The sequence below is a fragment of the Falsiroseomonas oryziterrae genome (assembly GCF_021864505.1).
GTDB classification, from domain to species: Bacteria; Pseudomonadota; Alphaproteobacteria; order Acetobacterales; family Acetobacteraceae; genus Falsiroseomonas; species Falsiroseomonas oryziterrae.
The window spans coordinates 1-6,463 of the sequence record NZ_JAKJIB010000245.1; the positions used below are offsets into that span (position 1 = coordinate 1).

The following is a 6,463-nucleotide window of genomic DNA, read 5'->3' on the forward strand; positions in this document are numbered from 1 at the left end:
CGGCCGCGGGCAGCGGCAGGGCCGCCGCGATCCCGAGCAGCGCGCGCCGGCCGATCCTCACGCGGCCGGCGCCCCGAGCGGGGTGGCCGGCTCCGCCTTGCGTAGCGCCTTCGCGCCGGTGAACAGCACGATGGGCGCCGCGATGAAGGTGGAGGAGGCGGTGCCGATGACGATGCCCGCGATCATCAGCCACGCGAAGCCGGCCAGCGTATCGCCGCCGAACAGCGCGAGCGGCAGCGCCGAGAGCAGCAGCGTCATGGAGGTTCCGATCGAGCGGTTCAGCGTCTCGTTGATCGAGAGGTCCACGAGGTCGCGCAGCGGCATCTGCTTGTACTTCCGCAGGTTCTCGCGCATGCGGTCGAACACCACGACCTTGTCGTTCGCGTTGAAGCCGATGATCGTCAGGATCGCCGCCACGGTGGTCAGGTTGAACTCGATGCCGGTGACCACCATCAGCCCGACCACCTTGGTGGTGTCGAGCAGCAGCGTGGCGATGCCGGCGATCGCGAACTGCCATTCGAAGCGGAACCAGATGTAGAGCAGCATCGCCAGGAAGCTGATCCCGAGCGCGATCAGCCCCCCCATGAACAGCTCGGCCGAGACGCGGTTGCCCACCGCCTCGACGCGGAGGATGCGGGTGCCGGGCGCGGCCTGCTCGAGTGCCGCGCGCACCTGCGACACGGCGCGCTGGGTGCCGGCCTCGTCGGCCTGCACGGGCAGGCGCACCAGCACCGAGTCCGGCGCGCCGAATTCCTGCAGGCCGACATCGCCGAGGTTCAGCCCGCCGACGGTGGAGCGGAGCTGCGCGAGGTTGGCGGGCCCCGGCGTGCGGACCTCCATCACGATGCCGCCGCGGAAGTCGATGCCCTTCTCGAGCCCCGGGTAGAAGGCCAGCGCGACCGACGCCGTGGAGACGATGGCGGAGAAGATCACGCCGGCCTTGGCGCCTCGCATGAAGCGGATCTTCGTGTCGTCCGGCACCAGGCGGAACAGCGGCCGGCCGAGGCGGTGCCACAGCGAGAGGCCGGGGTGCTCGAGCACCGGCAGCTCCTTCGGCCGCCGCGACCGGTACCACCAGGCGATGATCAGGCGGGTGACGACCGTCGCCGTCCACATCTGCACGATCGTGCCGATCGCCACCGTGACGGCGAAACCGCGCACCGGGCCGCTGCCGAAGCCGTAGAGGCAGGCCATGGCGATCAGGTTCGTCAGGTTCGAGTCCAGGATCGTGCCGGAGGCCTTGGTGTAGCCGGCTTCCAGCGCGGCGATCGGACTTCGGCCGTTGCGGATCTCCTCCCGGATGCGCTCGTTGATCAGGATGTTGGCGTCGAGCGCGGTGCCGAGCGTCAGCACGATGCCGGCGATGCCGGGCAGCGTCAGCGTCGCGCCCAGCAAGCTCAGCACGCCGATCATGATCACGATGTTGGCAAGCAGCGCGATGTTCGCGATCCAGCCGAAGAAGCCGTAGGCGAGGCCCATGTAGAGGAAGACGAAGGCGGTGCCGACCGCGAGCGAGATGATGCCGGCGCGGATCGCATCGGCGCCGAGCTCCGGCCCGACGGTGCGTTCCTCCACCACCGTCAGCGGCGCGGGCAGCGCGCCCGCGCGCAGCAGCACGGCGAGGTCGTTGGCGCCGCGCACGTCGAAATTGCCGCTGATCTGGCCGCGGCCGCCGGTGATCGGCTCGCGGATCACCGGCGCGGTGATCACCCGCTCGTCGAGCACGATGGCGAAGGGGCGGCCGACATTCTGGCGCGTGACGTCGGCGAAGCGGCGCGTGCCGACGGTGTCGAAGGTGAAGTTCACCACCCATTCGCCGGTGCGACTGTCCTGGCCGGCACGCGCATCGGTCAGGTTGGCGCCGTCCACCTCGATGCGGCGGCGCACCGCGTAGCGCTCCTGGCCGCGCTCGCCTGCGAGGAACATGGTGCCGGGCGGCGGCGTCGGCGCCTGCAGGTTCGCCGCCTCGTCCAGCAGGTGGAAGGTCATGCGCGCGGTGCGACCGAGCAGGTCCTTGATGCGCTGCGGATCGTCGACGCCGGGCAGCTGCACCAGGATCCGGTTCTGCCCCTGGCGCGCGATCAGCGCCTCGACTAGGCCGCTCTCGTCGATGCGGCGCCGCACGATCTCGAGGGACTGCTCGACGGCGTTCGACGCCTTGTTGCGGAGCGCGACCTCGGTCAGCGTCGCGCTGACCGTGCCGTCGGGCGCGGTGGTGACCTCGATGTCGGGCTGCTGGGAACCGGCCCCGGCATTCACCGAGATCGCCGCGTCGCGCAGGATGCGCGCGACGTCGCCGGCGCGGGCGGGATCGGAGACGCGGAGCGTGACGCGCCGCTCGGCGGGGTTGGCGGCGAGCCCGGTGTAGAGGAGGCGCGGATTGGCCTGCGCGGTGCCGCGACGGACGGTGTCCACCAGCGTCTCCAGCCGCTCGCGCACCATGGCGGAGGTGTCGACCTCGAGCAGCAGGTAGGAGCCGCCGCGCAGGTCGAGGCCGAGGCTGATCTGGCGCGCCCAAGAGGGCAGGCTCTCGCGCGGCAGGAGGTTCGGCACCGAGAGCAGGACGCCGAGGAGGCAGACGCCGATGATGGCGAGCGCCTTCCAGCGGGCGAAATACATCATGGAAAGCGGCGCCTGGATCCCTGGGTGGTGGCCCGGTCCCGCGTTGCGAGACGCGGCCGGGCGGTTGGCGCGGAACATGCGCGGGGGTGCCCCCCGATGCAAGCCCGGGGTATGTCCCCGGCGGCAGGCCGGCCGGGAGAGACAGGATGACGCTGCGGGTCGCGGTGCTGGGGGCAGGGCATTTCGGGCGCTTCCATGCGCTCAAGGCGGCGAAGGGCGCCCGCACCCGGCTGGTCGCGGTGCACGACGCCGATCCGGCGCGGGCCGCGCTGGTCGCCGCCGAGGCCGGCGCACCGGCGCTTGGCCTCGCCGAGGCGATCGAGGCCGCCGAGGCGGTGATCGTCGCGGCGCCGACGCGCTTCCACTTCGCGCTCGGGACCGCGGTGCTGGAGGCGGGGCGGCACCTCTTCATGGAGAAGCCGATCGCCGCGACGCTGGCCGAGGCCGATGCGTTGGCGCAGCTGGCCGCGGCGCGGGGCAGGGTGCTGCAGGTCGGGCATATCGAACGCTTCTCGGCCGCCTTCCGGGCGGTGGTGGAGGCCCCCGGCTGCGACCAGGCGCTGTCCTGGGAGGCGGTGCGCGCCGCGCCCTTCCGGCCGCGCAGCCTGGATGTCTCGGTCGTGCTGGACCTGATGATCCACGACATCGACCTGGTTCTGACCCTGGCCGCGGAGGAGCCGGAGGCGGTGGAGGCGGTGGGGGCGCGCGTGGTCTCCGACCATCCGGATTTCGCCGTGGCGCGCTTCCGCTTCCCGTCGGGGCGGGCGGCGGTGATCACCGCCTCGCGCGTCTCGCTGGCCATGGAGCGGCGGCTGCGGGTGCTGGGGCGGGAGGGCGAGATGAGCGTCGATTTCCTCGCGCGCAGCCTCGGTGTGCTGAGGCGGGGGGGCGCGGAGCCGGTCGCCACCATGCCGGGCTTCGGCGTGGACCGGTCGGGCTGGACCGACCATGACAGCCTGGAGGCGGAGCAGGCCGGCTTCGCGGCGGCCTGCCTGGACGGCGTCGCCCCGGTGGTGGATGCGGCGGCGGGGCGGCGGGCGCTCAAGGCGGCGCTGGCGGTGGAAGCCGCGATCGGCTGAGCGCCGCCTGGGCACTCTGCCGCTTCATCGCTTCATCGCTCTATCGCTTGGCCACTTTGGCGCTTTGGGCGGGCGTTTTCGGACAAATGCCCTGCGCTGGCCCGGTCCTGTAGCTGACTACGATCGGCATCGGCGCAGCCCGGTCTGCACCAGTCGGTTTCGGACAAAGTCCCGACCTTGGGAGTGTAACGCGGCGGAGGGATGCGGCTGTCAAAGAACAGGCCGCCCTCGTGGAGCAGCATATCTTCCTATTTTGCCTCGCGTCGCGGGGCCTGGCGAGGAAAATCGGGCCTCAGCCCTGCAGCCTCTCCGGCATGACGCCGAAGACATCCGCGAGGCCGCGCCAGCCGGCCGGCGTGATGTCGAGGGCCCGGCCGCCGGCTTGGCGCCGCACCCAGCCCAGCTCGAAGCAGCGGGTGCAGAGCGCGGCACCCAGCGCGCCGGCGAGATGCGGCCGCCGCTCCGACCAGTCGAGGCAGGGGCGGCACCAGACCCGGGACCTCGCAGGGGGTGTGATCCCGATCCCGGCCAGGAAGCCGGTGCCCGATTCGGTCACGGCACCGCCCTCGTCGGTCAACTCGATCGCCCCGCGCACCGCCAGCGCATCGGCCAGCGCCACGCCGAGCCTGCCGGCCAGATGGTCGTAGCAGGTCCGGGCCCGCCGCAGCGCCGCGTCGCGCGGGCCGGTCACGACGCGTCGCGGCGCGACGGAGAGCTCCAGCAGTCCTTCGATCAGCCGCGCCACCGCCGGGCTCGCCAGCCGGTGGTAGCGATGGCGCCCCTGCTTCGCGGCGCCGAGCAGACCGGCCGCGGTCAGCTTCGCGAGATGCGCGCTCGCGGTCTGGGGCGTGACGCCGGCGGCCTCGGCCAACTCGCCGGCGCTGAGCGCGCGGCCGTCGAGCAGCGCCGCGAGCATCGCGGCGCGCGCGGGGTCCCCGATCAGGGCGGCGATCCCGGCAAGGGCGGCAGGGGTGGGCATGGCCGGAGCCTAGCGCCGATGCGCTGCCGATGCTTCGGCCGGCATCGAGGCGAGGGATGACGCCGCGACCGGAACTGTTCGTCATTCGTGTCCATTCAGACCGTTTGTTGCGTCGCGGCTGCCCGCGCGCCTAGGCTGGAGGCCCGAGCGAAGGCGACAGACCATGGCCGCGGGGCAGCAAGGTGCCGACGGATCCGCCTATGGGTGGGTGATCGTCGCTGCGGTCGCGACGATCCTCGCCATCGCGATGGGGCAGCTCGTCAACGGGCTCTCCGTCTTCTTCATCCCGCTCGAGCAGGAATTCGGCTGGCCGCGCGGCGCGATCGCGCTGATCAACAGCTTCGGCCTGGTCGGCATGGCGATCGGCGGGGTGGCGATGGGCGTGATCGCCGACCGCACGCCGATCCGCCCGCTCTGCCTTGCCGCCGCCGGCGCGCTCGGAGCCTGCGTCGTCCTGGCATCGCAGGCGACGACGCTGCCGCAGTTCTACGTTCTCTTCTTCCTGGCCGGCCTGTTCGGCGCCGGCCTGTTCACGCCGCTGCTCGCGCTGGTCGGCAACTGGTTCCGCACCGGGGCCGGTTTGGCGATCGGGATCGCCTCGGCGGGGCAGGCGGTGGGGCAGGGCGGCGTGCCCTTCCTGACCGCCTTCCTGATCGAGAGCCTCGGCTGGCGCGGCGCCTTCCTGGCGCAGGGCATGCTGACGCTCGCGATCATCCTGCCGCTCGGCCTGCTGCTCCGCGCCCCGCCGCGTCCGGGAGGCACGGCGCAGGCCCTGGCCGACGAGACGGTGCCGCTGCCGCCGGTGGTGGCGATGGTCTGGCTGAGCGCAGCGGTGCTGTTCTGCTGCGTCTGCATGTCGGTGCCGCTGATGCACCTGGTGCCGCTGATCCAGGGTCACGGCATCCCGGGCCCCGACGCGTCGGGCGTGCTTTTCGTGATGCTGATGGCGGCGATCGCCGGGCGCGTCGCCTTCGGCAAGCTCGCCGACCTGATCGGGCCGATCCCCGCCTACCTCACCGCGTCCTTCTGGCAGACCTCCGCCGTCTTCGCCTTCACCCGGATCCACGAGCTGTCGCATTTCTACGTCTTCGCCCCGCTCTATGGCTTCGGCTATGCGGGGGTCATGACGAGCCTGCTGGTGACCACGCGATCGCTGGTGCCGGCCTCGCGCCGGGCGACGGCGATGGGCGTGGTGGCCGCGCTCGGCTGGCTCGGCCATGGGATCGGCGGCTTCCAGGGTGGGTATTTCTTCGACCTGACCGGTCACTACACGGTCAGCTACGCCAACGCCGCGCTGGCGGGCGTGGTGAACCTGGTGCTGGTCGGCGCGCTGCTTGTCGCCGTCCGGCGCCGCACGCCGCGCCTCGCCTGACGCTTCGCCCGGCGCCGAAGCACGGGCTGCGCGGTTCGCGCGACCCTGCCAGGATCGGGCGGATCCGGGAGCGGGCATGGGCGGCACCTTCTTCGGCTGGCGCGTGGTGTGGGCCGCCTTCACGGTCGCGGCCTTCGGCTGGGGCCTCGGCTTCTACGGCCCGCCGGTCTTCCTGCATGCGGTGGAGCAGTCGCGCGGCTGGCCGCTGGTGCTCGTCTCGGCCGCGGTGACCTGCCATTTCCTGGCGGGCGCCGCGGTGGTGTCGCGGCTCGCCGCGCTGCATGCGCGCTTCGGGGTGGTGGCGGTGACGCGCGCGGGTGCGGCGGCGGCCGCGCTCGGCGTGCTCGGCTGGGCGCTCGCTGCCGAGCCCTGGCAGCTCTTCGCGGCGACGCTGCTGACCGGCGCGGGCTG

Annotated in this window: 5 protein-coding genes; 3 read left to right on the top strand and 2 right to left on the bottom strand. The window is 72.5% G+C overall.

The window, feature by feature from the left end; translation table 11 throughout:
- Window positions 1-57: 57 nt before the first annotated feature.
- Entirely contained in the window at window positions 58-2,622 is a 2,565-nt protein-coding gene (secD, locus tag L2I40_RS16935; protein WP_272910980.1) for a protein translocase subunit SecD, read from the bottom strand.
- Window positions 2,623-2,768: 146 nt separating this feature from the next.
- On the opposite strand from secD, the gene L2I40_RS16945 reads away from it, so the two are divergent.
- Window positions 2,769-3,701, top strand: coding sequence for a Gfo/Idh/MocA family protein (locus L2I40_RS16945; RefSeq protein WP_237216374.1), 933 nt, complete (start codon window positions 2,769-2,771; stop codon window positions 3,699-3,701).
- A gap of 292 nt (window positions 3,702-3,993) precedes the next feature.
- Here the strand turns inward: L2I40_RS16945 and L2I40_RS16950 are convergent, their stop codons facing one another.
- A complete protein-coding gene (locus L2I40_RS16950) occupies window positions 3,994-4,680 on the bottom strand; it encodes a helix-turn-helix domain-containing protein (protein WP_237216375.1) in 687 nt (228 codons plus the stop codon).
- A 163-nt stretch (window positions 4,681-4,843) separates the two neighbouring features.
- On the opposite strand from L2I40_RS16950, the gene L2I40_RS16955 reads away from it, so the two are divergent.
- Together L2I40_RS16955 and L2I40_RS16960 are read left to right on the top strand one after the other, a co-directional pair.
- Complete coding sequence (locus tag L2I40_RS16955) at window positions 4,844-6,052, top strand: MFS transporter (RefSeq protein WP_237216376.1); 1,209 nt, start codon at window positions 4,844-4,846, stop codon at window positions 6,050-6,052.
- 76 nt (window positions 6,053-6,128) lie between these two features.
- Window positions 6,129-6,463: MFS transporter (locus tag L2I40_RS16960; protein ID WP_237216377.1), on the top strand; the 335-nt coding region annotated here is incomplete at its 3' end.